Here is a 25,615-nt window from a genome sequence, read left to right as displayed (position 1 = left end):
TCCCCTTCCCGCTCCGCCGAGCGTGCGGCGTCACACGCCCGACTCGGTTTCGTCGCAGGCGTTTCATCGATCTCCCGCATAAATACGCGCGGCGCATGTGCCGGTGATCGATCCGTTTCGGCCGGCATTGCACACGTGTGCAATGCGCCGGACCGTCGTTGTCGCCTCCCGAACCCGTGACCAGGAACGCCCATGACCGCTTCGAAACCCGAACGCCCGTCCGCGCCGAACCGCCGGCGCTTCATCCAGCGCGGCGCCGCGCTGACCCTGTCGCCGCTCGTCGGCTCGCTGGCTGCCTGCGGCGGCGACGGCAACCCGACGTCCGCGTCGTCGTTCGCCGCCGCCGGCGCCGCGGATGCCTCCGCGCGCAGCTACGGCATCGCCGACCGCTCGATCACGATCAACGTCGTCAACGCGATTCCGTCGACGACGCTCGCGTACGGCAACGCGGCGAGCCAGAGCGGCTCGCTGCCGCAGGCGTCGCAAACGCAGGTTGCGACCGGGCAATCGACCGCCGTCAGCGCGTCGAACAGCTGGGGCGACTGCACGGGATCGTTCAGCCTTGCCGGCGGCGACGCCTCGTTTGCCGTTTCGTACACGCATCCGTTCGGGTCGCAACCGACCACGGTCAGCGTCACGCCGTCGGCCGGCTACGTGTCGGGCGCCGACGCCGCCACGTTTCCCGGTCACGACTCGGTCGCGAATCTCACGCTGTATCGCGGCGTCGCGACCGCGAACGGCGCGTGGGTCGTCCCGCTCGCGCAGCTCGCGACGCCGCCGGCCAACAACTGCCAGGATTTCGCGAACAGCATGTTCGGCAGCAACGTGCGCACGGCCGCGGCCATCCAGTCCGCGTACCAAAGCACCGGCCCGCTCGGCTACGTGCCGCCCGCCGACTTCACCGGCGGCCAGCTGGCGGGCTTCGTCGCGCAATGGGTGCAGCGCTGGCAGAGCGGTGCGGCCTATGGCGTGCTGCCCGCTGCCGATGCGCAACTCGTCGACGCGCTGAAGCAGTACGTATCCAGTGCGTCGAACGCCGGCCCGCTGACGATGTGGGTGCCGCAGATCGCGTGGCAGGCCGGTTCCGATCCGGCCGTGTTCGCGCTGACGGGTTATCGCGCGTTTCCGTTCGTCGATGCGCAGGGCAACTGGAACGCGAGCACGCTGTCCGCGTTCCTGACGCTGCTGGCGGCCGGCTCGCATATCGTCGCGATCAGCGCGACGAACGACCTGCTGGCGGGCGTCACGATGCAGGCGTTCGACAGCTTCATGGGGGCGAGCGGGCTGACGACGTCGACGGATATCGGCAACTCGCACTACGCGTCGGTGTTGAACACGACGGGCCGCTATTACCTGAGCGTCGGCAGCGATTTCGCGCCGGCGAACTGCGGGCTGATCCTGTCGTTCCTGTACGGGCGCACGGTGAACAACCTGCTCGCGGGCGCCGGCACGTACAACACGTTCATCCAGCTCGAAGGCTGGCAGGCCGGCGGTTCGCGGCACAACGCGGACTATGCGACGTATCAGCAGACGCTGTGGAACATCTCGACGTATGGGGCGTCCGCGTATAGCGAAAAGCGCGCGACGTCGATCTTCCTCGCACCGGCCGGGTGGACGCCGCAGGTCTATCAGACGACGCGGATGATGCCGTACGTCGGCGCCTATGCGCAGTCGAATGGGTCGCCGCAGGGCTGGCTCAATACGTCGCTCGTCACGATTCCGGCGGATGCGCCGGCGTTGCCGTCGCGGTATGTGTCGAGTTGATCGGTATCGGCGGATGGGTGGGCGATCGGGGGTGTGAGGGGCTCGGTCGCTTGCCTGCTGGCTTCGGGCTTCGGGCTTCGGGCTTCGGGCTTCAGGCGTGCGTCGCTTTCGGCTGACGCACGCTCGTGGTTTCGCCGTTAGCGCGGCAGCGCTTCGTCCGCGCGCTTTCGCGTGCGCGCCCTCCGCTCGTCCCGTTGTGCGGCTGGCGCTGCCTTGGCGCCACGCAGCGCCGACCGGCGCGAGAGCGCCGTCATTTCGCGCCGCAGCGCATCGAGTTCCTTGACCCGTGCGGCCTCGGTCGCCTGCGCACCGTCGAGCTGCCCTTGAAGCACGCCGCATCGATGCAGTGCGTCGCCGAGTTGCGCCTGCAGCGCGGCCACCTCCTTGCGCTGCTGCGCATCGCGCTGCTCCATGCGCAATGCCGCTGCCTCGAGTTCCTTCTGCAGCCGCGCGGCTGCGAGCCGCTCGCGATCGATCTCCTGAAGCGCCCGCTTCTCCGACGCGCGCAAGCGCTCCTCGGCCCGGCCGGCATCGTCGCGCAGCCGGTCGAGCTGGGTGGTGAAATCCGCGCGTGCCTGCGCAAGCGCGCGGTCGCCTTCCGCGTTGTCGGCCGTGAGGCGTTCGATGTCCGCTTGCAACGCTTGCCGCAACGCGTCGTCCGCCGCCCTCGCCTGTTCCAGTTCCTGAATGCGCACCTGCGCGGCCAGCAGCGCGGCCGTGCGTTGCTCCAGCGCGGTTTCGGTGCGGGTCAGTTCGGCCTGCATTGCTGCCACTTCCGCCTTCGCCGCTACCCGCTCGGCCTCGACCTCCGCGCGCAATGCGTCGAGCGCGCCGGCCGCGGCGGCGCTCGACCGATTCCATAGCGCCGCCACCAGTTCGCCGGCGGCCGCCTGCAGATCGGCCGGCAGATCGGGATGCTCGATGCGCACGCGACTCTTTTCCCGCAGCTCGGCCCAGAACTCGCCGAGGACGGCCGTCGGCGTGCTCATGCTGCCCTTGCGGACGAGCTGGTACAGGCGGTTCGCGGTCGGCGTGATGCCGAAGCGGAAGAACAGCAGCGCGCAGGCTTCGCGATACAGCTCGCGGGTTTTCGGGAAGTCGGCCTTGAGGCGCTCGATTTCGGCGGTCAGGCGGGATTCGTCGGCAGCGAGATCGGACATGGTGAGATGGGCTGGTGATTTCGTAAATAATATAACGTAAATCGTTAAATATCCAATTCATCACGCCTTTTAATTTGACATTATTTCTATAATGTCGAGCCTGATGGATCGCCATGTCGCGTACGGTGCACTCGCACACGACGCCGGGCCAGGCAGGACCGGGGGCGTGTGCGGGCATACGTTGCCGTAGCGACAGGGAGGGCGAGCGAGGGGAAACATCAGGCGGTGTGGGCGCCCGGGGCGCTGTCGAATCGCCGGGGGCGACGCCGGGACGCGTATTCCTCCCGTCGCTGTCGAGCGGGACCGTGTCGCGTGCGCCCGCCGTCCGGACGCGTGCCGCCGATCTACCGGACGATGCGGGTGATGTGTCGTGCGGCGCCAATGCGCGCCCAGGCATCATGCCGCCGGCACGCTGCCAGTCGCGATAGCTGCAGGTGTGCCGTCGCTGGCCGCGGTACGGAGCCAGCGGGAATGCGGGCCGCCGCCCCGCGTTGACGCGCCGGGCGGCGGATAGGGCTCAGAGCCCTTCGCTCAGGAAGTTCTGTGCGTACTGGAGCCGGTTGTCCATCTGCGGATCGGTCGCCTGCTCGTAGTCGGTGTCCCAGACCTGGGCGGCCTGCGCCACGTTCGTCGTGTTCTTGAGGTCGGAAATCGTCTTGCTGTACGGGCCGTCGAGTTCCTGGTTCATGTAGCCGATGTTCGCGTCGAGGCTGCCCGGATCGAGGTTGTGCTGCTGCGCATACGCGATCTCGCCCTGCTTGCGCGTGCCGCCCCACTGCGCGAGCCCCCAGCCGTTCGCGTTGTCGTCCGCGAAGTTGCCCGACGGCGCGCCTTCGGCGCCGCCCTGGTTGACGTTCGGCTTCAGGCCGCTTTCCTGCTGCAGGTTGCCGAGCACGCCCGCTATCTGCGTATCATTCAGCCCGTAGCGGCTGCGCAGGTCGTCCGCGATCGCATGTGCCGCGCTGCCGCCCGTGTTCGCGGGGAGCGTCGACCCACTCTGGCCATGCGTCTGCCCGTCGCTCTGCCCGCCTGGCGGGATACCGGCGTTCGCGGGCGGTGCGCTGCCGGCCGGCGTCGCGTTGTTCGACGACGGCCCGTTCAGCGAGAACGAAAGCGGTGTGCCGTCGTTGCCGCCGCCGTCGCCGCTCGCCAGCCGTATCGACGGCATCCCGCCTCCGTTTCCATTGCCGGCTGGCTGCGTTCCGTCAGCGGCCGACGCCTGCTTGAGCGCGGCGAACACCGCTTGCAGGATCTGCTCGAGTTGGGCCAGCACCTGCGTGATCTGCGCCTGGTTCGAACCGGAATCCTGCGAAGGGTCGAAGTTCGTCGACCCGGTGGAATTCAAACTCACTGTCAAGGACATGACTGCCTCCTTCCGGGAATCGCTGGACGGGCCACCTCGACCGACTATAGGCCGCATGGCGGATGACGCGTGCGGCCGGCGCGAAGCGGGCGACGGGTTTGCGAATCGGAACGATGCCGCCACCGGCCAGCTTCGCCACGCTGCGCTTCGGCACTTCGTATCGCGCGCCGGTGTTTCGTGTCGGGCCGCCCGGGCGCTGCGCCGAGGCATACAGTCGAAGGGCCTACGATGCTGCCAGGGGCAAGCGACCAACGGCAAACGACAAACGACGCGGGCCTGACGCAGTCCGGCCGGCGCAAACGGCGACGCGCGCCGGTCGACGAGCGCGCCTCCCCCGATCACTCCCCGCGGAGAACGGCGCTCATGATCACCATCACCGTCCAGGGCAACACCCCGATTTCCCGGACCGACCCCGCGCGCGACGCGGGATCGGCGGACAGCCCCGGTTCGCAACAGATCGCGCAGATCATCCAGGCATTGATGGCGGAGCTCAAAAGCCTGTTGTCGGGGCAAAACGGCAACGACTCGCGCTCCTCGCCACCAGTGGGAAGCACGAGCCGGTCCGCCCCGCCGTTGGCCAACCATGAGGTCCAGCCGCAGACATTCCCGTCGAACGGCCCGAATGCGCCGGTCGATCCGAACACGCCGCGCACCCGGAACGACCAGAATCCGCCGGTTGGCGGCGCGCCCTCCGGCAGCCCGGCGAAACTGTCGACCAACGCGGGCGGTGTGGCGCAGGCCGGCGCGATCGACGGTATCGCCCCGACGTCGACGCAAACCGTCCACACCGGTACGGGCGACGACAAGACCTTCAACGTCACCAACAATACGAACCGGCCCGAGTCGTTCACGTACGCGGTGCAAGGCCAGAACAAGGCGACCCTCACGCTCGCACCGGGCCAGACCGGCACCTTCGTCGGCGGTTCGCACGACATCGGCGTGCGGATCTCGCCATCCGATGCGAACGGCAATACGCATCCGGACGAGGTGCTGTACGAAGACGGCGGGGCCGACAACGGGCAGGCGTCCGGCGCGGGCAATCCGGACGTGAGCAAGGTCGACGGCGACAAGGATTTCGCCGGTCACGACGAGAACATGACCGTGACGCTGTCCGACGGGCGCACCGCCGGCGACGGCGACGCGATCCGCCCGTACCTGTATTCGACCGACGATGCGGCCGCGATGGGCCTCGCGGGCGATCCGAGCAAGACGGTCAACATCGTGATGTCCGACCGGAACCCGGCCTGACGTGCGCCCGCCCATGCGGCGGCGCCGGCATCGACGGCGCCGCGCATATCCGCCGGGTCAGAAGTGAATGATCCGCGGCGTCAGCAGGAACACGCGTTCCATGTGCTTGTGCGACCGGTCGGTATTCCGGAACAGCGCGCCGAGCAGCGGGATCTTCGACACCCACGGCACCTGTGCGACGCCGTTCGAATCGTTGTCGGTGCTGTAGCCGGCGATCAGCAGGCTCTCCCCCTCGCCGACGAACGCCTGCGTGTTGATCTCGCTGCTGGTGATGACCGGCAGCGTATCGACCTTGTCGCCGGTGAGCTGGCCGTCCTCGATGTGCACGTCGAGCTTGATCCGCGTCGTGCCGTCGTTCTTGTCCTGCACGACCATCGGCAGCACGCGCAGCGACACGCCGGTCGACACCGAATAGAGATCGCCGGACGTATAACCCTGCACGCGCACGAAGAAGCGCGTCTTGTTGTCCATCACCGCCTCGACGTTGTCGAGCGTCGCGACCTTCGGGCTCGAGTCGATCCGCGCTTGCGACGTCGATTCGAGCGCGGTGATCCGCGCGAGCAGATAGCGCCCGGCATTGCCGAGCACCGCCGTGATCGCGCCGCCGACCGGCGTGGCCGCGACGGACGTGGTGCCGTCGGCCAGCGTCGTCACGCCGAAATTCGGGTTGATGTTGCCGTTGTAGCCGTTCTGCTGCAGCGTGCCCGAGCCGGTCTGCAGGTCGACGTGGCTGTTGTGCGCGCGCCAGTCCACGCCGATCTGCCGCAGCAGGTCGTCGTTGATCTCGATGATGTGCGCCTCGATCTCGATCAGGTTGGGGCGCGCATCGAGCTTCTCGATCAGCGGCGCATAGAGCCCGATGCGTTGCGGCGTGTCCCGGACCAGCACCGTGTTGGTGGTCGGGTCGGCTTCCACGACGGGCAGGCTTGGGTCGCCCGGCCCGGGATCCGCGGCACCGCCCTGCGTGCCGTCCGACACCGCGCCGTTCTTGCCGCTACCCGACTGGCCGCCGCCGAACAGCCCGCTGACCAGGCTGCGCGACGCGTCGCCGCCCGCCATGCCCGGCGGCAGCGGCGGGACCGGCGAGCCGCCGGTGGTGCCGCCGCTCGCGTCGGCCATCGGCGACAGGCGCTGCATGCCGCCGATCGTCTGCGCCGACGGGTTGCCCGTCGAGCCGCCCTGCTCGGGGTGATAGAGCTTCGACACGACCGTCGCAACGCCCGGCACGACCACGTTCTTGCCGTCGAGCTGCACCTTGTGGTCGGCCGCCCACGCGCTGCTGAGCTTGAACGCGCGCACCACCGTGCCGTTCGAGCGCTGCATGTTCTCGTCGAGATGCTTCGCGACGCCGGCCACCATCTGCACGTACTGCGGGGGCCCGCTGATGATCACGGTGCGTGCGCTGCTGTCGTAGGTCAGCGGATAACGCTTGTCGTCGAGCCGCATGCCGCGCAGCGTGGCGTTGAGATCGGCGATCGACGCGTTGTCGAGCCGGACGATCTGGCGCGTGACGTCGTTCGCGTTGCTGATCGACATGACGCTGCCGTCGTAGAACCACACGAAGCCGAACGTCGCGGCGAGCGTGTCGAGGATCCGTTGCGGCGGCATGTCGAAGCGCCCGGTCACGGTTCCGGTGACGTTGTCCGCAATCGACGCCGTCACGCCCTGACTCGCGAGCAGGTCGCGCAGCACATCCTTCAGATCCTTGCCTTCGGCCGTCACGTGCGCGACGCCGCTGCGCCAGCGCACCGCGTCCGCATGCGCTGTCGCCGTCGCGCCCATGCCGATCACCCACACGGCCCACGCCGCGCAAAATATCGCCTTCGATCTCATCGCTGTCGCACACCCGTTACGGAGGGAAAATTCGGTTCGTTATCGTTCGAGCGTGTGCGACGGCGCTTCGTCGAACTGCTTTCGATAGCCGTTGATCAGCGTCGAGCGGTTCTGCACGCCCCAGCGGCTCGCGGTGGCGAGCACGCCGCCGTCGGACGCCGATCCGTCCACGAGCTCGGAGCGGATGCGCTCCATCCGCTGACGGCGGATCAGCTCGGTCGGCGACATGTTCAGGAATTTCCTGAATGCGCTTTGCAGCGCCCGCTCGGTCACGCCGACTTCCGCGGCGATGTCGCGCACGGACAGGTCGGCGTGCTCGAGGTTCTCGAGCAAGAAGGTGTAGGCGCGCCGGTAACGGGCCGGCAAGCGCGCGCCGATGTCGTCGAGCTGGGACGTCTCGCGGATCTTGCGCTCGAGGAACGGCACGCGTGCCGACAGCGCTTCACGCAGGCACTCCATCGAGGTCAGCGCATAGCGGCTGTAGAACTGCTGCGCGTCCTTCAGCCGCCCCTGCGCCTGGCGCGTCTTGGCCACGCAGTACAGGTATTCGATCTGCCGGTGTCCGCCGACGCCCGACTGCGCGGCGCCGTACAGCGGCTCCAGGATCATGTCGGCGACCTGGGCGGCATCGCATGCCAGCATCGCGAGCGCAATCTCGAGCCGCAGCGTGCGCTGGTAGTCGCGCAGGTTGTGATCACGTGCCCAGTTCACGTGCCTGAGCAGCCCGTCGACCGCATTCCGGTCGGCGCCGGTCGCGTCGCGCAACTGGCACAGGTAATCGACGCGTGAGCGCAGCACGGGAATATGCACGCTCGCGAGATCGATCCTGCTTTGCGCGCTGTCGAGGTACGCGTGCAGCGACGCCCGCGCTGAGCGGCCGTGCATCAAGCCGGACTGCCAGTAGACGTGATCCTGCAGCGAGGCCGACGAACGCAGCGTGCACTGCATCGCGATGTCGAGCTTCAGCGCCGCGAGCAGCTCATGCCAGGCCGGCATGGTCGGTTCCGGTGCCTCGCGAGCCAGTTCGCGCAGTTCATCCAGTTCGCCGATCGCTTCGCTCACGCGGCCCAGTTCGTAGAGCACGCAGACGATGCCGACGCGGACTTCGAGCACACGGTCGATCGGAATGTCGTCCTCGTCAGCTGCGCGGCCGAAGCAGGCCAGCGCCGTATTGAGCCGGTAGCGAAAGAGCGCCTGCCATGCGGTGTTGCGGCAGGATTCCGCCCGCATTGCCTGGCGCGATGCGTGGCTCAGGCGCTGCGCGGCCCGATAGGTTTCTTCCGCTTCCACGTCGCCGCCGGTGAGCAGCTGCATGTCGGCGTGCAGTTGCAGCGCGTACGGCGGATTGCGCGGCGCATCGGCCTCGTCCGCCCAGCGGCTTGCCAGCTGGCGAGCGACGCCGATGTCGCCGTTGAACAGCATGGCGCCGAAACGTTCGCGCCCTGCGGCGAAATCCGGGGTTCCCAGATAGGCAGCAAGCGGGAAATAAAGTGTCGAAAACATAACTGACTCCAGTGCGTGCCGGCTTGTCAGGCCGCCTTGGAGAACAGCGTAATGGAATGAAGTATGAAGAAACTCAATTAATCTAATCTTTGGCCATTTTTTGAGAAAGATTGAGTTTGAAATGAATTAGTAAACTAATGATTATCTGCTTTCCCACGATTTGAGAAAATTCCATTCCATTGCGCCTCGAGGGAATTCAGGGCCAGTTGTCCGTGCACCTGGTCGACGAACACGCCGATGAAGATCGCGAGCATCGCGATCGCAACCGCGGCCTTCACCGGCTGGCTCAGGCTGGAAATATCCAGCTTCGACGCCGATTTCGACACGAAGCCGAACGCGACGTCGACCAGCACCAGGATAAACAGCAGCGGCGCGGCGAGCTTGGCGATCGACTGCATCAGCGTGTCCGTCTGCCGCAGCACGAACGACGCCACGATGTCGCCGGCGATCGGCGCGCCGGTCGATACCGGCCACCAGCCATACGATTCGTACAGCGTGCCGAGCAGGAACGTCATCCCGCCGAGCGCCCAGAACGCCATGATCGCCACCTGCTGCAGCAACGTACCGACCGGCGTGCTCTGTTCCTGGCTGGCGGGATTGGTGATCTGGATGTTGTTGTGTCCGGTCAGGTCGTCGATATAGACGCCCACGCTTTCCGCGACCCAGAACACGGTCGACGCCGCATAGCCGAGCACCAGCCCGATCGCCGCCTCGCGCAGCATCACTTCGGCGAGAAACAGGCCGTGCAGCGCTTCGATGAACGCAATTGGCTGGCCCATGGCGACATACGCGCTGAACACGATCGCGATCGCGTTGCGCACGGTGCCCTGGATCACGCCGTCCGCGGTCGGCGGGAACACGAACATCAGCACGAACAGCCGCAGCGAACAGACGCCGGTCACCGTCAGGTAGCCGATGAAGAGGCCATGCAGGCCGACGAGCGGTTCGAGTGTCTGGGTCATCCGGTGTCATCCCTGGGCGGCACGCGCCCGGATGAACCGGGACGTGGCGATCTCCTCGTTCTCTTCGTCCTGCGCGTCCTCGCGAGCGAGATCGATCGCCTGCCGGATCGTCGCGATCCGTTCGCTGCACTGGTCGATCCGCTGCGTGTTGCGCGCGATGTCGCGCTGAATCAGCGCGATCTCGCTGTCCACGCCCTGGATCAGGCCGTCGAGCTGGGCCAGTTCCGCGACCATCGCGCGCCGGCGGTCGGTCACGACGCCGATGTACCGCACGCACTGGTTGAACGCGTCGATCGAAAAGCCGTCGCTGCCGCCCGTCATCTGCGCGACGCGGGCCTGGTAGCCGTCGATCACCCGCGTCTCGCCGTCGATCTGCGCGACCTTCGCCGCGCGGCGCGCGAGCAATCCCGCGCGTTCGTCGTGTCGCGCGGCGAGCGCGCCGCGCCAGGCATCGATCTCGCGCGTGCGCCGCGCATTCGCGTGTGCGAGCGCGGCGATGCGGTGACGGTTCGCGTCCGCCATCAGGCAGCCGTCAGTGCATGCAGTCGCGCCTCGGTGTCGGCCAGCGCGACGATTTCGTCGGTAGGCTGCGACAGGAACGCGTTGATCGCGTCGTGCCGTGCGATCGCCTCGTCGGCGAGCGCATTCGCGCCCGGCTTGTATTCGCCGATCTGCAGCAGCATCTCGATCTCGCGGTACTTCGCCATCAGTGCGCGCACCCGCGCGGCCGCGTCGACGTACGGCGCGGGCATCACCTGCGACATCACGCGCGACAGGCTGCCCAGCACGTCGATGGCCGGATACTGGTTGCGCGCGGCGATCTCGCGCGACAGGATCATGTGCCCGTCGAGAATCCCGCGGACTTCCTCCGCGATCGGATCGCTGCCGCTCTCGTCTTCGGCGAGGACCGTATAGAGCGCGGTGATCGAGCCGGTCGCGCCCATCCCGGCCCGCTCCAGCAGGCGCGGGAGTTCCGCGAAGATGGACGGCGGGAAGCCGCGCCGGGCCGGCGGCTCGCCGGCGGCCAGCCCGATTTCCCGCCCGGCGCGCGCGAAGCGCGTGAGCGAATCCATCATCAGCAGCACGCGCAGCCCGCGATCGCGGAAGTATTCGGCGATCGCCGTCGCCACGTAGGCCGCCTTCGCGCGCTCCATCGACGAACGGTCGGACGTCGCGCAGACGACGACCGATCTCGCCATGCCGGCCGGCCCGAGAATCAGCTCGACGAATTCGCGCACCTCGCGGCCGCGTTCGCCGATCAGCGCGATCACGTTGATGTCGCAGTCGGTGCCGCGCGCGAACATGCCGAGCAGCGTGCTCTTGCCGACGCCTGCTGGTGCGAAGATGCCCATCCGCTGCCCTTCCGCGAGCGTCATCATCCCGTCCACGACGCGCACGCCGGTGGCCATCGGCGTATCGATCATGCGCCGGCTCATCGGCTCGGGCGGCGACGCGAACACCGGCTGCAGCGTGTCGGACTCGATCTCGGGGCCGCCGTCGACGGGATTGCCGAGGCTGTCGATCACGCGCCCGAGCAGCATGTCGCCGACCTTGACGGCGAGCGAGCGGCCCAGCCCGACCACCTGGGTCGAGCGCGAGATGTCCGTCAGCCGCGAGAACGGCGACAGCAGTGCGCAGTCGCGCGTGAAACCGATCACTTCCGCGTGCTGCAGCAGCGCGCCGGCCGGCGTGCGCAGCTCGCACAGCTCGCCCAGCGATACGTCGAGGCCGCCGACCTTGACGAGCGTGCCGATCACCTCGATCACCTTGCCGGTACGCAGCACCCCCGGCCGCGCGAGGATCTCGCGCTCGATCTCGTCGGTCAGGCGCTCGAAGCCGAGCGTCCGGTCGAACCAGCCGTCCTTCATCGCGACACCTCGGCCGCCGCCGCATCGCCGTTTTCCGCTTCGTCGCCGGTGCCGGCGGCCGCCGCATCATCGGGATCGTCCGCCGCGCCGCTCGCGTCGGCCGCGTCGAGGTAGATCGAGCGCTTCAGTGCGCGGGCGACGGCGCTGCGCATCGCCCGCAGCTGCGTGTTGAGACTCGCGTCGACCGAGCCGAAATCGGTCTCGCAGACGCACGCGCCGGGCTCGAGCTGCCGGTCGGCCACGATCGACACCGGAATCGGCCGGCCGAGGTCGCGCCACTTCGCCGCGAGCTGGTCGAACGCGGCACGTGCCGCTTCGTAATCCTGCGGATTCACCGCGACACGCAGGTAGGTGGAATTGTCGATGATCCGGTCGACGGTCGACAGCGCGCGCTCGAACAACGCTTCGCGATCCATGCTATGCACGATGCTCTCGACCGCCGACGCGATGATGTCCGCCAGCCGCTCGCGCATGCGGACCTGCAGGCGGCTCTGCGCGTCGGTCGCATCGGCGAGCCGCTCCATCCATTCCGACAGCGCGCGGTTCGAACCCTCGCGGAAGCCGCGCTGTTCAGCGGTTTCGTAAGTGTCGCGCGCGGCGTCGAGCAGCAGCTCGGCCTGTTCCTCGCCTGCCGCAACGATCGCGGCGGCCTCGGCCTGCGCGTCCTCGAGCACCCGCGCCCGGTCGGCGTCGAGCTGCGCGTAAGCGTCCGCGATCGACAGCAGATGGCCGAACGTCTCGCGCCGGACCACGTCGCCGTGCACGCCGAACCGCACCGTCGGGCCGTCCTCGCCCGCGTCGCCGGTGCCGGCCGTCAGCCGGCTGCTGTTCAGCCAAATAACCATGCCCACTCCCGAAGCAATTCAGGCAGACGACGAAACAGCCGGGCCGTACCCGCTTCGTCGTGCTGCGTCGGCAACGCGTTGAGCCAGGCGGGCACGTCGATCATGCGCGGCAACGCAAGCCGCGACAGCGGAAACGGCAGCCCGGCCGCGCCTTTCAGGTCGCGCAGCATCAGCAGCATCCCTTCGATCGCGAGCGCCTGCGCATCCAGCGACGCGAGCGGCGGCATCGCGACGGCGGCAAGACGTGCCGCGTCGTTCGCGCTGTCGGTGTTCGGGCCGCGCATCAGCACGTCCACGTCGAGCCCCGTCCAGTCGGCGAGCCGCCGTTGCGCATGCCGGTCGATCAGCCGCCGCACCTCGCCGCGGCGCAGCAGCAGCGCCCGCATCCGCCAGATCCGCAGCGTCAGCGGCGCGGGTGCGACATCCAGCAGGCACGCGTTCGGCTGCGGCGCGACGGCCGCACCGATGCTGGCGAAACCGCCCTGCGACAATTCGACGAAACCCGGCGGCGTCACGCCGAGCGCGCGAACCAGCGCGCGCGAGCACCGTACGGCGGCGCTCGTCGGTGCCCCCGCGAGCAGTGCCCGCCAGTCGCGCAGGTGCGCTTCGGGCACGCCGAGCGATGCGGCGATCCACGACGGGTGCACCCAGTCGGCGACGCAATCGACGTTGTCGCGATGACGGTCGAGCGCCGTTGCGACGCGCACGGCCGGCACGCCGGCCTCGAGCCCGGCTGGCGCAACGAAACCCGCCATCGCCTACGGCTCCTTGCGGGCCGGCCGGAAGCGCCCGGCAAAGGCGTCGAGCCAGCCCTGCAGCGGCGGTGCGCCGCGTGTCAAGCCGAACCGGTACGCGGCGAAGCCCGCGCCCGCCAGCAGGGCCGCGACGGCGGCACCGAGCGCGATCATCCACCACGGGCTCGACACGGGGGGCGGCGCTTTCGACAGCTCGACCGGATCGGCCGCGACCGTCGTGACGCTCACGTGGTCGTAGGTCAGCCCTTCGACGCTATGCATCACGAGCGTCTTGATCTGCGGGATCAGCGTGTTGATGTCGGCGTCCGGCCGGTATTTGATGAACACGGCGGCGGACGACGGCTTGATGTCCTGCGCGAGCGGGTCGTTGTTCGGCAGCACGATCTGCACGCGTGCGACGAGCACGCCGTCGATCTTCGACAGCGTCGACGACAGCTCCTGCGAGATGCCGTACACGAAGCGCACGCGCTCCTCGGTCGGCGTCGACACGAGGCCGTCCTTCTTGAACAGTTCGCCGAGGTCGTTGAACTTGCTGTGCGGCAGCCCGCGCGAGCGCAGGACCTCCATCGCGCGCACGACCTGCGCGTCGTCGACGTCCAGCGTCCAGTTCTTGCCGCCGTCCGGGCTGTCCTTGCTCGCGGACACGCCCTGCTCCAGCAGCGCGACGAGCATCTCGTTCGCGTCCTGCTCGGTGAGATTGCCGTACAGCTCCTTCTTGCATCCGCCGAGCAGCGCGATGCACAGCGCGACGACTGCAATGCGTGCCGCGCGACGATTAGACTTCATGGGATTGCAACCCCTTCGGGCACTGCCGTTCGCGACGTTCCGCTCCGCACGCCGGCGGACCGCGGGGCTCATTGGTTCTTCATCAGCGTCTGCACCGACGACTTCGACGATTCCGCGAGGCTCATCTTGACCTGCATGTTCATCTGCATGCTGGTCATCTCGTACATCATCTGGATCGTGCGCTGGGTCATCTCCGTCATCGACATGCCCGGCAGGTCGGCCGTCAGCTTGCCGACATCCTCGATCGTGTGCCGGAACTGCACGTCCTGCGCCTCGATCGCTTTCGATACCGACGACGACAGATGGCTGCCCGCGTGCTCGGGCGGCGCCATCGGCGCGCGGGCCATCAGCGCCGTGAACTTGTCGCCCAGCTCGGTCGTCGCGGGGGATGCGGCCGCGGGCGTCGCCGCCGTTGCGTCGAGGGCGGCCGGTGCGAGCTGGCTGACGGGATCGATGGACATGTCGGTGCCTCCTCTGAATCACGCGCGCAGGAAGGCGCCGCCGTGGAACATCTCGGCCGCCGGCGCGGGGGCGTGCTGCACGGTGTCCTGCGGTGCGTCGGTGCGTGCGCCGGCTTCCTCGAGCGACGCCGGTGCGACGAACGGCTGGCCCGGACGATGCTCGCGGATCGCGCGATCGACCTCGTCCTTCACTTCGAGCGCCCGCACCAGCGCGCGCGTGTCCTTGTTGTGCGGGTCGTCCGCGAGCGCCTCGGTCGCGATCTGCCGCCACGACGGGTCGCCGATCGACGACAGCGAGAACGCCAGCAGCGCCTTCGCATAGCCGAACTGCGGACGCATCTCGATGACCCGCAGCAGGACCTGGTTCGCTTCCTGCCACTGTCCCTTCGCCATGCGAAGGAGGCCGTCCAGCGCATCGATCTCGACCACGCGCGGGCGCAGCAGCCGCAGCGCGTCGATCACCTGCTCGATGTCGAACAAGTCGACGGGCGTATTCGGGAAATTGTCCAGCAGCGCCACGGAGACGGTCTCGATCAGCCCGCCAATGAATTCCGGGCTGCAGTTCAGGTACTCCGGCGTGTCTACGGTCATGGCAATGCACTCCTGCGATGAGAGGAAAACGGTCCGGCCGGTCGTGCGGCGGGCGGCTCGCCGCCGGATGCATGCCGACGTCTGCCAACATAGCAATTCCGCCCGGGCCGGCCGGCGCGCATGCGAAGCCAGCACGCGCGAGGCGAAGCGGGCCCGGTGGGTCGCGCCGGCCGGCCGCTCGCTTCGGCACGCGCCGCGCCGCTTCGCATCGCGCCCGCCGGCCGCGCGCGGCCGGCGCTAAGGTCATCGCAGCGGCGCGAATGCGCGCCCCTTTTGATCCGATCCGGCCGAGATGTGCCGCGGGCCCATTCATGAGCGACGAAAAGACCGAACAGCCCACCGACAAGAAACTCGAGGATGCGCGCAAGGACGGCGAAGTCGCGCGCAGCACCGACTTCGCCGACGCGTTGTCGATGGCCGGTGCGCTGATCGCGCTGGTCGCGACGGTGCCGCTGTTTCGCGACGGGCTGCACGAGCTCGTGTCGATCCCGCTGTCGTTCGTCGCGCAGGACCGCACGCTGGAGCGCATGCACGCCGACCTGTTCCGGCTCGGCGCCACCGCGCTGAAGCTGATCGTGCCTTGCGTGTTCGCCGCCGCGCTGGCGTCCACGACCGGCTCCGTCGCGCAAGCGGGCTTCCGCATCGCGACCAAGCCGGTCACGCCGAACCTGCAGACGGTGAATCCGGCGAGCGGCATCAAGCGGATCTTTTCCGCGAAGAGCCTGATCGACTGCGCGAAGATGGTCGTCAAGGCGATCATCCTCGGCTGGGTGATGTGGCAGTCGATCAAGTGGCTGTTCCCGCTCGTGGTCGGCTCGATCTACCAGCCGCTCGGCGGACTGTCGCTGATGTTCTGGGACATGCTGGCGAAGCTCGGCGCGATCTCCGTCGGCATCTTCCTGCTGGTCGGCGCCGTCGACATCAAGCTGCAGCGCTTCCTGTTCATCAAGAAGATGAAGATGAGCAAGGACGAGGTGAAGCGCGAGCACAAGGAGCAGGAAGGCAGTCCCGAACTCAAGGGCGAGCGCCGCCGCCTCGCGCGCGAGCTGGCGAGCACGCCGCCGAAGCCGCGCGTCGGCCTGGCCAACGTGCTGGTCGTCAATCCGACCCACTTCGCGGTCGCGGTACGCTATGCGCCCGACGAACACCCGCTGCCCGTCGTGATCGCGAAGGGCATGGATGCGGACGCGGCATCGCTGCGGCGCGCGGCGCGCGACGCGGGCGTGCCGATCATCGGCAACCCGCCCGTCGCGCGCGCGCTGTACAAGGTCACGCTGAACCAGCCGATACCGGAAGAGCTGTTCGAGACGGTCGCCGCGATCCTGCGCTGGGTCGACGCGATCGGCTCGCCCTCCACCCCACCCCTTCACTGAGCGTTCAGATGTTCAAGGCCCTCAAGTTCCCGGCAGGCGGCGAAATCGGCATCGCGCTGCTGGTGACCGCGATCATCTCGCTGATGATCCTGCCGCTGCCGCCCGAGCTGATCGACATCCTGCTCGCGATCAACATCACGATCAGCGTCACGCTGCTGATGGTCACGATGTACGTGCCGGACATCGTGTCGCTGTCCGCGTTTCCATCGCTGCTGCTGTTCACGACGCTCTACCGGCTGTCGCTGAACATTGCGTCCACCAAGTCGATCCTGCTGCACGCCGAGGCCGGCCACATCATCGACAGCTTCGGCAAGCTGGTGGTGGGCGGCAACCTCGTCGTCGGGCTGGTCGTGTTCATCATCATCACGACCGTGCAGTTCATCGTGATCGCGAAAGGCTCGGAGCGCGTGGCCGAGGTCGGCGCGCGCTTCACGCTCGACGCGATGCCGGGCAAGCAGATGAGCATCGACGCCGACCTGCGCGCGAACCTGCTGAGCCCCGAGGAAGCGCGGCACCGCCGCGCGACGCTGGCCATCGAGAGCCAGTTGCACGGCGGGATGGACGGCGCGATGAAGTTCGTGAAAGGCGATGCGATCGCCGGCCTGCTGATCACGACCATCAACATTGTCGCGGGCATCGCGGTCGGGGTCGCCTATCACGGCATGAGCGCGGGCGAAGCGGCGAACCGCTTCTCGGTGCTGTCGGTCGGCGATGCGATGGTGTCGCAGATTCCGTCGCTGCTGCTGTCGGTCGCGGCCGGCGTGATGATCACGCGGGTCGCGGACGAGCGCAGCCACAAGCCGCGCTCGCTCGGCGAGGAAATCGGCCGCCAGCTCGGCTCGAGTTCGCGCGCGCTGTATTTCGCCGCGCTGCTGCTGCTCGGTTTCGCGCTGGTGCCGGGCTTTCCGGTCGTGCTGTTCCTGTTGCTGTCCGCGATCCTCGCGTTCATCGCGTACAAGCTGAACGACCGGCAGCCGCAGCAAGGGCCTGCCCAGGACGGATTGCAGGCGATGCAGCGTTCGGGCGCGAAGGCCGATACGCCCGCGATCATGACGCGGGCGCCGCAGTTCGCCTGCCCGATCGGCGTGCGCGTCGCCCCCGACCTGATGCAGCGGCTGGTGCTGCCGGTGCTCGACAAGTCGTTCGGCGCGGAGCGTGCTCGGCTGCAGGAAGAACTGGGGCTGCCGTTTCCCGGCATCACGATGTGGACCCATGCGGGCCTGCCCGCGATGCACGCCGAGATCCTGATTCACGACGTGCCGCATCTGCTGGTCGAGCTGCCGGCCGGCATGGTCATGCTGCCGGAGCCGGAGCGCGTCGCGACGGGCACCCCGCTGTCAGCCGAGGACGTGCAGCAGCGCGACGCGCTGGTGGCGAAGGGCGAATCGCGGCCGCCGATCGATCCCGGCGGGCGGCCGACCCACTGGGTCGACGCACGCGAGGCCCAGGCGCGGATCCCGGCGTGGGGCCCCGAGCAGGTCGTCGCGCACGCGTCGGTCGCGCTGATGCGCCACCATGCGACGCAGTTCCTCGGCATCCAGGAGGTGCAGTGGATCCTGGAGCAGCTCGGCGAGGATCATCCGGGGCTCGTCGCGGAAGTCCAGAAGGTGCTGCCGCCGCAGCGGATCGCCGACGTGCTGCGGCGCCTGCTCGAGGAACAGATCTCGATCCGCAACGTGCGGACCATCATGGAAAGCCTGATCGCGTGGGGGCCGAAGGAAAAGGACATGCTGATGCTGACCGAGTACGTGCGGGGCGACCTGTCGCGCTTCATCGCGCATCGCGCGACGCGCGGCCAGCGCACGCTGTCGGCCGTGCTGCTCGACCTGCCGATCGAACAGCACATCCGGCAGGCGATCAAGCAGACGCCGACCGGCAATTTCCTCGCGCTCGCACCGGACGAGATCGGCCTGCTGATCGACAAGATCCAGGCGGTCGTCGGGCCGCAGCCGACCGACGGCGTCGCACTCGTCACGTCGATGGACATCCGCCGCTACGTGCGCCGGATGATCGAGGCGAAGCTCGACTGGCTGGCGGTGTACTCGTACCAGGAACTGGGCGAGCACGTCGATCTGCGCCCGATCGGCCGCATCACCGTCTGACGCCGCGCCGTGCCCCGCATCGACAGCCGCGACGCGCGAGCGCTGCCGCCCCCGGACGACGCGCCCCCGCGGACCGCGCGCGGCGCGCGCCGGTTCGACTACGCGGCGCTGCTGGCCACGCGCCGCACCGTGGCGCGCCCGGTATCCGATGCGCCGCCCGCGTCGCGCCAGCAGAACGATCCGTCCGATGAAGCCGATCCGTCGTCCGGCCGTGCGGAGCCGTTCCCGCTGATCTCGAACGAGCGCGACGCGCCCGCTTCCGACCCGGCGCCGACGCCCGCCGAACTGGCCGAGTGTCGCGCCATCGCCGCGCGCATCGCAAGCGCCGCCGCACCGATCGCGACGCTCACGCTGCAGGAGCAGCGCGACCACCTCGGGCTGCTCGGCGTGCTGTCGCGCGAGATCGCGGCGTTCTGCGGCGATCCCGCGGTCGCGGCCGGCGGGCAGTGGGAAGCGCACGTCGTGCTGAGCGACCGGATCGTCGCGGCCACCGAACTGCACGTGTCGCTTTCGCATTTCGACCTGCAGCTTCGGTTCGAAACGCAGGATCGCGAAGCACGACAGTTACTCTTGGCCCACAGCGTCGCGCTCGAACAGGAACTCGACACGATGCTGCGGGCATGGGGGCAGCCGCGGACCGTCCGTCTCACGGTGTGGTAGCCGGCCCCGCGTGAATTGCCTCGAGCACGACGCCCGGCGGGCGGCCTGCGCGGGCCAACGGCGGCATTTTCCGGCCACGGATGAAACTGATTCGGCATTCGATCACCCCCGGCGACGCGCCGTGCGCGCCGCTCGTCCTGCCGCCGCTCGATCCGGCGAGCGCGCATGCGTCGCGCCGGCTGTTCGATGCGCGCCTGCCGGTGTTCCTGCACGACACGCTCGGCGTGCGCGATTTTCGTTGCGGCTTCGTGGCCGATGCGCCGGACCATGCGGACCCGGCCGTCGCGGAGCTGCGGATCGACACGCCGGCCGGCCCCGTGAGCGCGCATCTGCTGCTCGATCTCGAACGCTACCCCGCACTGTCGGTCTGCGCGTGGTCCGAGGCCCAGGCTGCCGACCGGCGCACGAGCCCCGAACTGACACTGCGCAACGCCGTCGCGAACGTGCTGTGCGGGCCGCTGCTGGGCTGTCTCGATACGCTCGGCCTGACCTGCGCGCAGGTCGTCGCGGTCCGGCGCGGTGCGTGGCCGGCGCCGCGCCCGCACAGCGTGACCGTCGCACTGTCGCTGACGCTGCGCGACCGGCGGCACGACGCGCTCGTACAGTTGCCGGGCCGTTGCATCGAGTGGCTGGATGCGTGCCTGGCGCGCACCGCGCGCGCCGGCTGGTTCGACGCGTCGCTGCGCGTGCCGGGCAGCCTCGTGCTCGGCGTGAAGGCGCTGTCGATCGACACGCTGCAGAGCCTGCGCGGCGGCGACATCCTGCTGCGCGTGTTCGATCCGTCGCTCGACGCCGCGTGGCTGCACGGCGCCGGCGCCCGTGCGGACACCGCGCTGCACCCCGTCGCCTTCGCGACCTGGGGCAGCGCGGGCCTCGCGCATGGCCGGGCCGCGGTGGCCGTGCAAACCCGAACGATCACTTTGTTGAAGGAACCCGTGATGACGGAAACCACCGTCCTGAACACGCCGGACGCCGGACTCGATGCGCCGGATGCCGAGCAAGCCGTCGAAGTGGGCGAACTCGAGCTGCCCGTGCAGTTCGTCGCCGATACCGTTGCGCTGACGATCGACGAGGTGTCGTCGCTCGCGCCCGGCTACGTGATCGAGCTGCCGACCGCGATCGCCGACCTGACGCTCAAGCTCGTCGCGCACGGCCAGGTGATCGGCTACGGCGAACTGGTCGGCATCGGCGAACACGTCGGCATCCGTATTCTCCGCATGGCGCACGAGCATGGTTCAGTACGGTGACCTGTCCGGCCTGCTGCTGATCGTCGTTGCGATCGGCTTGTTGCCGTTCGTCGCGATGGTCGTGACGTCGTACGCGAAGGTGGTCGTCGTTCTGGGCCTGCTGCGCAACGCGCTCGGCGTGCAGCAGGTGCCGCCGAACATGGTGCTCAACGGCATCGCGATCCTCGTGTCGGTGTACGTGATGGCGCCCATCGGCATGATGGCGGCGAAGACGCTGAGCAGCCAGACGATCTCGCCGCAATCGTCGCAGGCCGTGATCCAGGCGGCCGACGCGGCACGCGAGCCGTTCCGGCAGTTCCTCATCAAGCACACGCAGGAGCGCGAGAAGCGCTTCTTCATGCGATCGGCGTCGATCGTGTGGCCGAAGGAGGAGGCGCAGTCGCTGAAGGAAACCGACCTGATCGTGCTCGCGCCGGCCTTCACGCTGACCGAGCTCACCGACGCATTCAAGATCGGCTTCCTGCTGTACGTGACCTTCATCGTGATCGACCTGATCATCGCGAACGTGCTGTTGTCGATGGGGCTCAACCAGGTGTCGCCGACCAACGTCGCGATCCCGTTCAAGCTGCTGCTGTTCGTCGTGATGGACGGATGGTCGGCGCTGATCCACGGGCTCGTGCTGACCTACAAGTGACCGGAGCCGCCATGGACGTCGATTCGCTGGTTCACGCCGCCACCCAGGGCATGCTGCTGTGCCTGACGGTGTCGTTGCCGTTCGTGATCGCGGCCGCCGCGGTCGGGCTCGCCGTGTCGTTCGTCCAGGCGATCACGTCGCTGCAGGACCAGGCGCTGCCGTTCGCGGTCAAGCTGATCGCCGTGACGATCGTGCTGGTGATCGCCGCCCCGCTGTCCTGCGCCGCGATCCTGCATTTCGCGAACGAGATGATGCGAACGGCGTTTCCCAACTGACGCGAGGCCGCGATGACACGTATCGGACCCCACACCGCCGCACTCGCCCAGCAGGCGGCGGCCGCGCACCGGAAGTCGGCGAAACCGTCGCGTACGAAGCCGGCCGGGCAATTCGCGACGCTGTATCGCGGCACTCGCTTCGCGCACGGCGGCATGCAGGCACAGCAGAATGCCGCGCAGATGCAGCGCGCGAAGAAAATGGCCGCGCGGCTCGCCCGGCGCCGCCGCACCGCACGCGGCAAACGTGGCGCCGGTTCGCTCGACGGGGTGGACGGCGCCGACACCGCCGGCGAACCGCCGGAACTCGAGGTATCCGGCGACGAGCACGAACGCCGAGGCGGAAACGGCGGCGGGCGCGACAGCCAGGGCGACGAGCAGGACGATGCGAACGAAACGGAACGCGTCGCCACGGCCACGTTCAAGACCGGCCGCAGGCCCACGGCCGGGCCGGCCGCATCGACGCGCGCCGCGGAATCGCCACCTGCCCCTGCGCCCGGCCTCGATCCGCGCGCGCTGCGCGACGCGTGCGCCCGCGAACTGCTCGCGCTGCCACGCGCGCTCGCCGTGCAGCCGGGTGCCGGCATCGCCGCGCACGTGCACGCGTGGTCGGCGCGCTGGTTGCGCGTGCAGCAGTCCGGCGTCGCGCTGCCCGAGGCCGATCTCGAGATGCTGCGCATGCAGCCGCCGCCGCAGCGGGGGGCGGCGCCGCTGCCGGAAGCGGCGCGCGACTTCAACGTGCTGGCCGGCCTGCTGCTGCGCCAGTTCGACCGCCCGCGCACACCGCGACAGTCCGCGGACGCGCTCGACACGTTGCGCGCGCTGCGGCGCATGCCGTAGCGCGGCGGCGCCCGATGCTTCGTTCGACACGCGAAGTCTTCGCATCCGGGGCCGGCAGCGCGTTTTTAGCCTCTACATTCACAGCGAGACGGACGATGCGCGCCCGTCGTGCACGGCACCGCCGATTCGGCATACGGACCTGATATCGATTGAACGCTTCGCTCATGAAACAGCTACGGATACTGACGGGATTCCATGCGGGCGCGATGCTGCAGCTCGCGCCGGGTCAGCATCGGGTTCATGGCGGGGCCGATGCGGATATCCGTCTGACGGACTGGAGCGGCCCGGACGTGGCGCTCGACGTCGATCCGTCCGGCGTCGTGCGTGCGATCACGCGTATCGACGCGCCGGATACCACGCCCGCGGATACCGCGGCCGAACCGGAAACGGTGATCCTGGTCGATTTCGTGCCGATGCGGTTCGGCGAGACGATCCTGTGCGTGGGTCCTGACGACGTGCCGTGGCCGTCGGATCTCGACCTGCTGTCGACACTGCTGACCCGGCCTGCCGATGCGCGGGTCGATGCCGAGCGGCGCAAGCGGCGACGCTACTACGGCGCACTCGTCGCGTGCATCGCGATCGGCATCGTCGCGGGCACCGCCGTGCTGCTGACCACCGCGCCCGACAGCGAGGCCGCGCTGCGACACGGCGCCGACTACCGGACCACCCGCATCCAGGACGCGCTCGCGGCCGCGCACATGACCGAGCTGCAGGTGCGCACGGTCGGGAACACGAGCGTCGTGACGGGCATGGTCGCCAATCTCGCCGACGATCAGCTCGTCCGCTCGACGCTCGCGAAGATCGCATCGAAGGACGCCGTGCGCAGCTACGACGTCGCGCAGAACGCAGTGCACAGCATCGAGGATTCACTCGGCATCGCGGGCGTGCGCGTCAAGTACCTCGGCAACGGCGAGTTCGCGATCACCGGCACGGTCGACAGCAAGGACGCGCTCGACAAGGCCGTCACGCGCGTGCGCGCCGACCTCGATTCGAACATCCGGCGGCTCGTCGTGCAGGCGGTCGAGCATCCCGGTCACGCCGCGCCCGTGACCGGACAGTATTCGGAGATCGTGTCGTCGGACACGGTGCAGTACACGCAGACGCCGGACGGCGTCAAGCACATCTACATGACGGACGCACCGGCTGATCCGGTGCCGGCGTCCGGCGTGCCGGTCGCCTCCGGCCCGGCGCTGCCGTCCGTCGACAGCAGCACGATCGTGCGCAGCGCGGAGCAGGTGCATGCTGCGCCCCGCCCGGCTGCGCCGGACTCCTGACTTTCCACCGACCTCGACAGGACCACCGACATGTACGAACCGATTACGCCCTACGCCAAGCAGTTCGACAACCTTTCCGCGGTCGTCAGGGATCCGAACGCGGCGCCGACGATCGACGGGATCCAGCGCGCGCTCGCCGAGATCGCGGAGAACGTGAACAACGCCACGCCGGGCGCCGAGATCGACAACCGGAATCGCGCGACGCTCTACCGCGGCCTGCTGGCCGCCACGCGCGTGATCCAGCAGATCCGGCGGGCGTAGCGCGGCCCGCTTCCGTTCTGTTCCGCTGCGGCCCTTGCCGCTCGAGAACGGTTTATCCGCAGTAACCGTCGTCACTTCACAAGGAGAATTACCATGGCAGGCGCATTGGCAGGTGCAGGTGCAGCAGTCGCGAGCATTGAACAATCCACGGCGGCACAGACCGCGATCACGCAGGCGAGCTCGGCGGCAGCCACCGCCCAGGCATCGAACAACGCACAGCTGAATGCGGCGACGGCGGCAGCCAACGCCACCAATTCGGCAACCGGTTCGCTCAAGGACATCGCGAAGAACCAGTAACGCGCTTCGCACGCCGCACCGCGGCGCCACCGCCGGCGCGACAGGCCAGCCCGACCCGGTCATCCGGCGGGCTCCGGCGCGCCGGCCTCTTCTCATTCCCGCTTTCGTCGCGTCGTCCCGCTCATGAACGATCCCCGCTATCTCGAACTCGTGGCCCAGTTTTGCGCGGTAGTCGGGCTTCACGACGTCGACTACGTGCAGGAAACCGGTTCGGTCGAGGTCGAAGGGTTCGAGGTGCGCCTCGAGCACGTCGAGCGCGACCAGGAGGCGATCTACGCGAACTTCCACTTCGGCACCGTCACGGCGGGCCGCACGCTGCACATTTTCCGGTTGATGCTCGAGGCCAACCTGCTGATCTATGCGCAGGACCAGGCGCAACTCGGCATCGACGCGGACACCGGCTCGATCGTCCTGATCCTGCGGCTGCCCTTCGATCCCGATTTCAGCGGTGCGGATCTCGCGGACCTGCTGGTTCACTATGCCGACCACGGCCGCTACTGGCGGCAGAACATCATCGAGTCGAGCGACGAGATGTTCGAAGGCATCGCTTCCGGCGAATTCTTCTGGCTGCGGGCGTGACCCCGTGACCGGCCGAATCGCGCCGCCCGTACGCGCCGCGCCCAGCGGATCACGGCCCGATGTCCGCGCGACGGGCCAGGCTCAGCGCGCTCCATTCGAGCAATGCGACGAAACCGTCCGGCACCGCGATCACATACCGGCGACCGCTGACGTGCGCGATCGCGCCCGGTTCCCACGCGTGGCGTTCGTGCCAGCCGACCGCACGCCGCACGTAGAGCACGCTGCCGCCGACGTGCGCGATGCATTCGTGCAGCCCGTTGGCCCGGACCTGCGTCATCACGCGATCCACCGGCTGCGTGAAATCGAGGGTGCGGTCGGTTTGCGACGGCATCGGCCAATGGCTGCCGCCCGCCTGCGGCACGCGCGCGGCCCACAGCGCGTCGAAGCGGTACGCGACCTGCTGCGCGAGCCGGCAGCCGGCCATCTGCACCTTGAGCTGCAGGCTTTCGTGGCACTCGTCGGCGGCGAGCGCGAAGCGCTCCTGGGCCAGTATCTCGCCGGCGTCGAATTCCGGTGCGATCCGGTGGCAGGTCACGCCCCATTCGCGATGGCCATCCAGGATCGCGCGCATCAGCGGGTACGGGCCGCGCGCCTGCGGCAGCAGCGAAGGATGGAAGTTGATCGCGTGCCGCACGTACGGCGTCCAGTCCGGAATCCGCCAACCATACCCGGCCACCACCAGCACGTCGCAATCGAGATCGCGCAGCGTGCGCAGCGCGGCTTCGTCGATTCGCGACAGCTGCAGCGGCAGCCCGTGCCGCGTCGCATGCGACACGATCTCCGCATTCGAATTCACACGGTCGTCGGTCACGAAGCTGAACAGCGATACGGGTGTCCATCCGGCGCTCGCGAATGTCTCGAGTACCCCATGAAACAGATCGAATCCTGCGAGTGCGAAACGCATGCGGTATCTCCATCGAGGGAACGGCGGCGGCCG

The 25,615-nt window shown here is 68.5% G+C and carries 26 protein-coding genes; 13 read left to right on the top strand and 13 right to left on the bottom strand.

Going from position 1 to position 25,615, the window contains the following annotated elements:
* The first annotated feature begins 192 nt into the window (after positions 1 to 192).
* Positions 193 to 1,764, top strand: a complete 1,572-nt coding sequence (locus CFB41_RS24600) for a hypothetical protein (RefSeq protein ID WP_089458218.1) — start codon at positions 193 to 195, stop codon at positions 1,762 to 1,764.
* A 137-nt stretch (positions 1,765 to 1,901) separates the two neighbouring features.
* On the opposite strand, the gene CFB41_RS24595 is transcribed toward CFB41_RS24600, so the two are convergent.
* Positions 1,902 to 2,924 (bottom strand): DNA-binding protein, encoded by a 1,023-nt coding sequence (locus tag CFB41_RS24595; RefSeq protein WP_089458217.1) that lies wholly within the window; start codon positions 2,922 to 2,924, stop codon positions 1,902 to 1,904.
* Between the two features lie 517 nt (positions 2,925 to 3,441).
* The gene (locus CFB41_RS24590) at positions 3,442 to 4,287 is read right to left on the bottom strand and encodes a phage tail tip lysozyme (RefSeq protein WP_256941158.1); all 846 of its coding nucleotides are present in this window, start codon (positions 4,285 to 4,287) and stop codon (positions 3,442 to 3,444) included.
* A 363-nt stretch (positions 4,288 to 4,650) separates the two neighbouring features.
* On the opposite strand from CFB41_RS24590, the gene CFB41_RS24585 reads away from it, so the two are divergent.
* Complete coding sequence (locus CFB41_RS24585) at positions 4,651 to 5,535, top strand: hypothetical protein (protein WP_089458216.1); 885 nt, start codon at positions 4,651 to 4,653, stop codon at positions 5,533 to 5,535.
* A gap of 57 nt (positions 5,536 to 5,592) precedes the next feature.
* Here the strand turns inward: CFB41_RS24585 and sctC are convergent, their stop codons facing one another.
* From sctC to CFB41_RS24535, 10 genes are all read right to left on the bottom strand, one after another.
* Positions 5,593 to 7,368, bottom strand: a complete 1,776-nt coding sequence (gene sctC / locus CFB41_RS24580) for a type III secretion system outer membrane ring subunit SctC (RefSeq protein ID WP_089458215.1) — start codon at positions 7,366 to 7,368, stop codon at positions 5,593 to 5,595.
* Between the two features lie 39 nt (positions 7,369 to 7,407).
* A complete protein-coding gene (locus tag CFB41_RS24575; RefSeq protein ID WP_089458214.1) occupies positions 7,408 to 8,871 on the bottom strand; it encodes a helix-turn-helix transcriptional regulator in 1,464 nt (487 codons plus the stop codon).
* A 134-nt stretch (positions 8,872 to 9,005) separates the two neighbouring features.
* Entirely contained in the window at positions 9,006 to 9,833 is an 828-nt protein-coding gene (gene sctT / locus CFB41_RS24570; protein ID WP_089458213.1) for a type III secretion system export apparatus subunit SctT, read from the bottom strand.
* Positions 9,834 to 9,839: 6 nt separating this feature from the next.
* The gene (locus tag CFB41_RS24565; RefSeq protein ID WP_089458212.1) at positions 9,840 to 10,355 is read right to left on the bottom strand and encodes a hypothetical protein; all 516 of its coding nucleotides are present in this window, start codon (positions 10,353 to 10,355) and stop codon (positions 9,840 to 9,842) included.
* Positions 10,355 to 11,701 carry a type III secretion system ATPase SctN gene (gene sctN / locus CFB41_RS24560; protein ID WP_089458211.1) on the bottom strand — a complete coding sequence of 449 codons (1,347 nt, stop codon included), beginning with the start codon at positions 11,699 to 11,701 and terminating at the stop codon, positions 10,355 to 10,357. Before sctN ends, CFB41_RS24565 begins: the two co-directional genes overlap by 1 nt.
* Positions 11,698 to 12,546 (bottom strand): type III secretion system stator protein SctL, encoded by an 849-nt coding sequence (gene sctL, locus CFB41_RS24555; protein WP_089458210.1) that lies wholly within the window; start codon positions 12,544 to 12,546, stop codon positions 11,698 to 11,700. The genes sctN and sctL overlap by 4 nt, the downstream gene beginning before the upstream one ends.
* Positions 12,531 to 13,301 (bottom strand): type III secretion protein HrpB4, encoded by a 771-nt coding sequence (locus tag CFB41_RS24550; RefSeq protein ID WP_089458209.1) that lies wholly within the window; start codon positions 13,299 to 13,301, stop codon positions 12,531 to 12,533. The genes sctL and CFB41_RS24550 overlap by 16 nt, the downstream gene beginning before the upstream one ends.
* Positions 13,302 to 13,304: 3 nt before the next feature.
* Positions 13,305 to 14,087, bottom strand: a complete 783-nt coding sequence (gene sctJ, locus CFB41_RS24545) for a type III secretion system inner membrane ring lipoprotein SctJ (protein WP_089458208.1) — start codon at positions 14,085 to 14,087, stop codon at positions 13,305 to 13,307.
* Between the two features lie 68 nt (positions 14,088 to 14,155).
* On the bottom strand, positions 14,156 to 14,548 hold the full coding sequence (locus CFB41_RS24540; protein ID WP_046547815.1) for a type III secretion protein HrpB2: 393 nt from the start codon (positions 14,546 to 14,548) through the stop codon (positions 14,156 to 14,158).
* Between the two features lie 18 nt (positions 14,549 to 14,566).
* On the bottom strand, positions 14,567 to 15,139 hold the full coding sequence (locus CFB41_RS24535) for an HrpB1 family type III secretion system apparatus protein (RefSeq protein ID WP_089458207.1): 573 nt from the start codon (positions 15,137 to 15,139) through the stop codon (positions 14,567 to 14,569).
* A 311-nt stretch (positions 15,140 to 15,450) separates the two neighbouring features.
* On the opposite strand from CFB41_RS24535, the gene sctU reads away from it, so the two are divergent.
* From sctU to CFB41_RS24480, 11 genes are all read left to right on the top strand, one after another.
* Positions 15,451 to 16,512, top strand: a complete 1,062-nt coding sequence (gene sctU, locus CFB41_RS24530; protein ID WP_089458206.1) for a type III secretion system export apparatus subunit SctU — start codon at positions 15,451 to 15,453, stop codon at positions 16,510 to 16,512.
* A gap of 8 nt (positions 16,513 to 16,520) precedes the next feature.
* The gene (gene sctV, locus CFB41_RS24525; protein WP_089458205.1) at positions 16,521 to 18,614 is read left to right on the top strand and encodes a type III secretion system export apparatus subunit SctV; all 2,094 of its coding nucleotides are present in this window, start codon (positions 16,521 to 16,523) and stop codon (positions 18,612 to 18,614) included.
* A gap of 9 nt (positions 18,615 to 18,623) precedes the next feature.
* Positions 18,624 to 19,274: a type III secretion system protein SctP gene (sctP, locus tag CFB41_RS24520; RefSeq protein WP_089458204.1), complete on the top strand. Its 651-nt coding sequence runs from the start codon at positions 18,624 to 18,626 to the stop codon at positions 19,272 to 19,274.
* 80 nt (positions 19,275 to 19,354) lie between these two features.
* Positions 19,355 to 20,521 (top strand): type III secretion system cytoplasmic ring protein SctQ, encoded by a 1,167-nt coding sequence (gene sctQ, locus CFB41_RS24515; protein WP_089458203.1) that lies wholly within the window; start codon positions 19,355 to 19,357, stop codon positions 20,519 to 20,521.
* Entirely contained in the window at positions 20,505 to 21,155 is a 651-nt protein-coding gene (sctR, locus tag CFB41_RS24510) for a type III secretion system export apparatus subunit SctR (protein ID WP_089458202.1), read from the top strand. Before sctQ ends, sctR begins: the two co-directional genes overlap by 17 nt.
* 11 nt (positions 21,156 to 21,166) lie before the next feature.
* Complete coding sequence (sctS, locus tag CFB41_RS24505) at positions 21,167 to 21,430, top strand: type III secretion system export apparatus subunit SctS (protein WP_046547810.1); 264 nt, start codon at positions 21,167 to 21,169, stop codon at positions 21,428 to 21,430.
* A gap of 12 nt (positions 21,431 to 21,442) precedes the next feature.
* Positions 21,443 to 22,267, top strand: a complete 825-nt coding sequence (locus CFB41_RS24500; protein WP_089458201.1) for a hypothetical protein — start codon at positions 21,443 to 21,445, stop codon at positions 22,265 to 22,267.
* 164 nt (positions 22,268 to 22,431) lie between these two features.
* On the top strand, positions 22,432 to 23,541 hold the full coding sequence (locus tag CFB41_RS24495) for a secretion protein (RefSeq protein ID WP_144029961.1): 1,110 nt from the start codon (positions 22,432 to 22,434) through the stop codon (positions 23,539 to 23,541).
* 30 nt (positions 23,542 to 23,571) lie between these two features.
* Positions 23,572 to 23,802 (top strand): hypothetical protein, encoded by a 231-nt coding sequence (locus tag CFB41_RS24490; protein WP_046547808.1) that lies wholly within the window; start codon positions 23,572 to 23,574, stop codon positions 23,800 to 23,802.
* 93 nt (positions 23,803 to 23,895) lie between these two features.
* On the top strand, positions 23,896 to 24,099 hold the full coding sequence (locus CFB41_RS24485; RefSeq protein WP_046547807.1) for a hypothetical protein: 204 nt from the start codon (positions 23,896 to 23,898) through the stop codon (positions 24,097 to 24,099).
* A 123-nt stretch (positions 24,100 to 24,222) separates the two neighbouring features.
* Positions 24,223 to 24,678, top strand: a complete 456-nt coding sequence (locus CFB41_RS24480; RefSeq protein WP_046547806.1) for a CesT family type III secretion system chaperone — start codon at positions 24,223 to 24,225, stop codon at positions 24,676 to 24,678.
* A 49-nt stretch (positions 24,679 to 24,727) separates the two neighbouring features.
* On the opposite strand, the gene CFB41_RS24475 is transcribed toward CFB41_RS24480, so the two are convergent.
* Positions 24,728 to 25,582 carry a methionyl-tRNA formyltransferase gene (locus CFB41_RS24475; RefSeq protein WP_089458199.1) on the bottom strand — a complete coding sequence of 285 codons (855 nt, stop codon included), beginning with the start codon at positions 25,580 to 25,582 and terminating at the stop codon, positions 24,728 to 24,730.
* Between the last annotated feature and the right edge of the window lie 33 nt (positions 25,583 to 25,615).

Source organism: Burkholderia sp. AU33803 (assembly GCF_002223095.1).
In the GTDB taxonomy this organism is placed as follows: Bacteria; Pseudomonadota; Gammaproteobacteria; order Burkholderiales; family Burkholderiaceae; genus Burkholderia.
The sequence above is the reverse complement of the archived record's forward strand: the minus strand, read 5'-3'. Positions and strand labels throughout refer to the sequence as shown.

Bases quoted from the DNA above. Each gene is read 5' to 3' on its own strand.
- sctU (WP_089458206.1), top strand. From the start codon at position 15,451: ATGAGCGACGAAAAGACCGAACAGCCCACCGACAAGAAACTCGAGGAT.
- sctV (WP_089458205.1), top strand. From the start codon at position 16,521: ATGTTCAAGGCCCTCAAGTTCCCGGCAGGCGGCGAAATCGGCATCGCG.
- CFB41_RS24475 (WP_089458199.1), bottom strand. From the start codon at position 25,582: ATGCGTTTCGCACTCGCAGGATTCGATCTGTTTCATGGGGTACTCGAG.
- CFB41_RS24535 (WP_089458207.1), bottom strand. From the start codon at position 15,139: ATGACCGTAGACACGCCGGAGTACCTGAACTGCAGCCCGGAATTCATT.
- sctN (WP_089458211.1), bottom strand. From the start codon at position 11,701: ATGAAGGACGGCTGGTTCGACCGGACGCTCGGCTTCGAGCGCCTGACC.
- CFB41_RS24485 (WP_046547807.1), top strand. From the start codon at position 23,896: ATGGCAGGCGCATTGGCAGGTGCAGGTGCAGCAGTCGCGAGCATTGAA.
- CFB41_RS24480 (WP_046547806.1), top strand. From the start codon at position 24,223: ATGAACGATCCCCGCTATCTCGAACTCGTGGCCCAGTTTTGCGCGGTA.
- sctC (WP_089458215.1), bottom strand. From the start codon at position 7,368: ATGAGATCGAAGGCGATATTTTGCGCGGCGTGGGCCGTGTGGGTGATC.
- sctQ (WP_089458203.1), top strand. From the start codon at position 19,355: ATGAAACTGATTCGGCATTCGATCACCCCCGGCGACGCGCCGTGCGCG.
- CFB41_RS24590 (WP_256941158.1), bottom strand. From the start codon at position 4,287: ATGTCCTTGACAGTGAGTTTGAATTCCACCGGGTCGACGAACTTCGAC.
- sctS (WP_046547810.1), top strand. From the start codon at position 21,167: ATGGACGTCGATTCGCTGGTTCACGCCGCCACCCAGGGCATGCTGCTG.
- CFB41_RS24595 (WP_089458217.1), bottom strand. From the start codon at position 2,924: ATGTCCGATCTCGCTGCCGACGAATCCCGCCTGACCGCCGAAATCGAG.
- CFB41_RS24540 (WP_046547815.1), bottom strand. From the start codon at position 14,548: ATGTCCATCGATCCCGTCAGCCAGCTCGCACCGGCCGCCCTCGACGCA.
- sctR (WP_089458202.1), top strand. From the start codon at position 20,505: ATGGTTCAGTACGGTGACCTGTCCGGCCTGCTGCTGATCGTCGTTGCG.
- CFB41_RS24565 (WP_089458212.1), bottom strand. From the start codon at position 10,355: ATGGCGGACGCGAACCGTCACCGCATCGCCGCGCTCGCACACGCGAAT.
- CFB41_RS24575 (WP_089458214.1), bottom strand. From the start codon at position 8,871: ATGTTTTCGACACTTTATTTCCCGCTTGCTGCCTATCTGGGAACCCCG.
- CFB41_RS24600 (WP_089458218.1), top strand. From the start codon at position 193: ATGACCGCTTCGAAACCCGAACGCCCGTCCGCGCCGAACCGCCGGCGC.
- CFB41_RS24495 (WP_144029961.1), top strand. From the start codon at position 22,432: ATGAAACAGCTACGGATACTGACGGGATTCCATGCGGGCGCGATGCTG.
- CFB41_RS24585 (WP_089458216.1), top strand. From the start codon at position 4,651: ATGATCACCATCACCGTCCAGGGCAACACCCCGATTTCCCGGACCGAC.
- sctT (WP_089458213.1), bottom strand. From the start codon at position 9,833: ATGACCCAGACACTCGAACCGCTCGTCGGCCTGCATGGCCTCTTCATC.
- sctJ (WP_089458208.1), bottom strand. From the start codon at position 14,087: ATGAAGTCTAATCGTCGCGCGGCACGCATTGCAGTCGTCGCGCTGTGC.
- CFB41_RS24500 (WP_089458201.1), top strand. From the start codon at position 21,443: ATGACACGTATCGGACCCCACACCGCCGCACTCGCCCAGCAGGCGGCG.
- CFB41_RS24490 (WP_046547808.1), top strand. From the start codon at position 23,572: ATGTACGAACCGATTACGCCCTACGCCAAGCAGTTCGACAACCTTTCC.
- CFB41_RS24550 (WP_089458209.1), bottom strand. From the start codon at position 13,301: ATGGCGGGTTTCGTTGCGCCAGCCGGGCTCGAGGCCGGCGTGCCGGCC.
- sctL (WP_089458210.1), bottom strand. From the start codon at position 12,546: ATGGTTATTTGGCTGAACAGCAGCCGGCTGACGGCCGGCACCGGCGAC.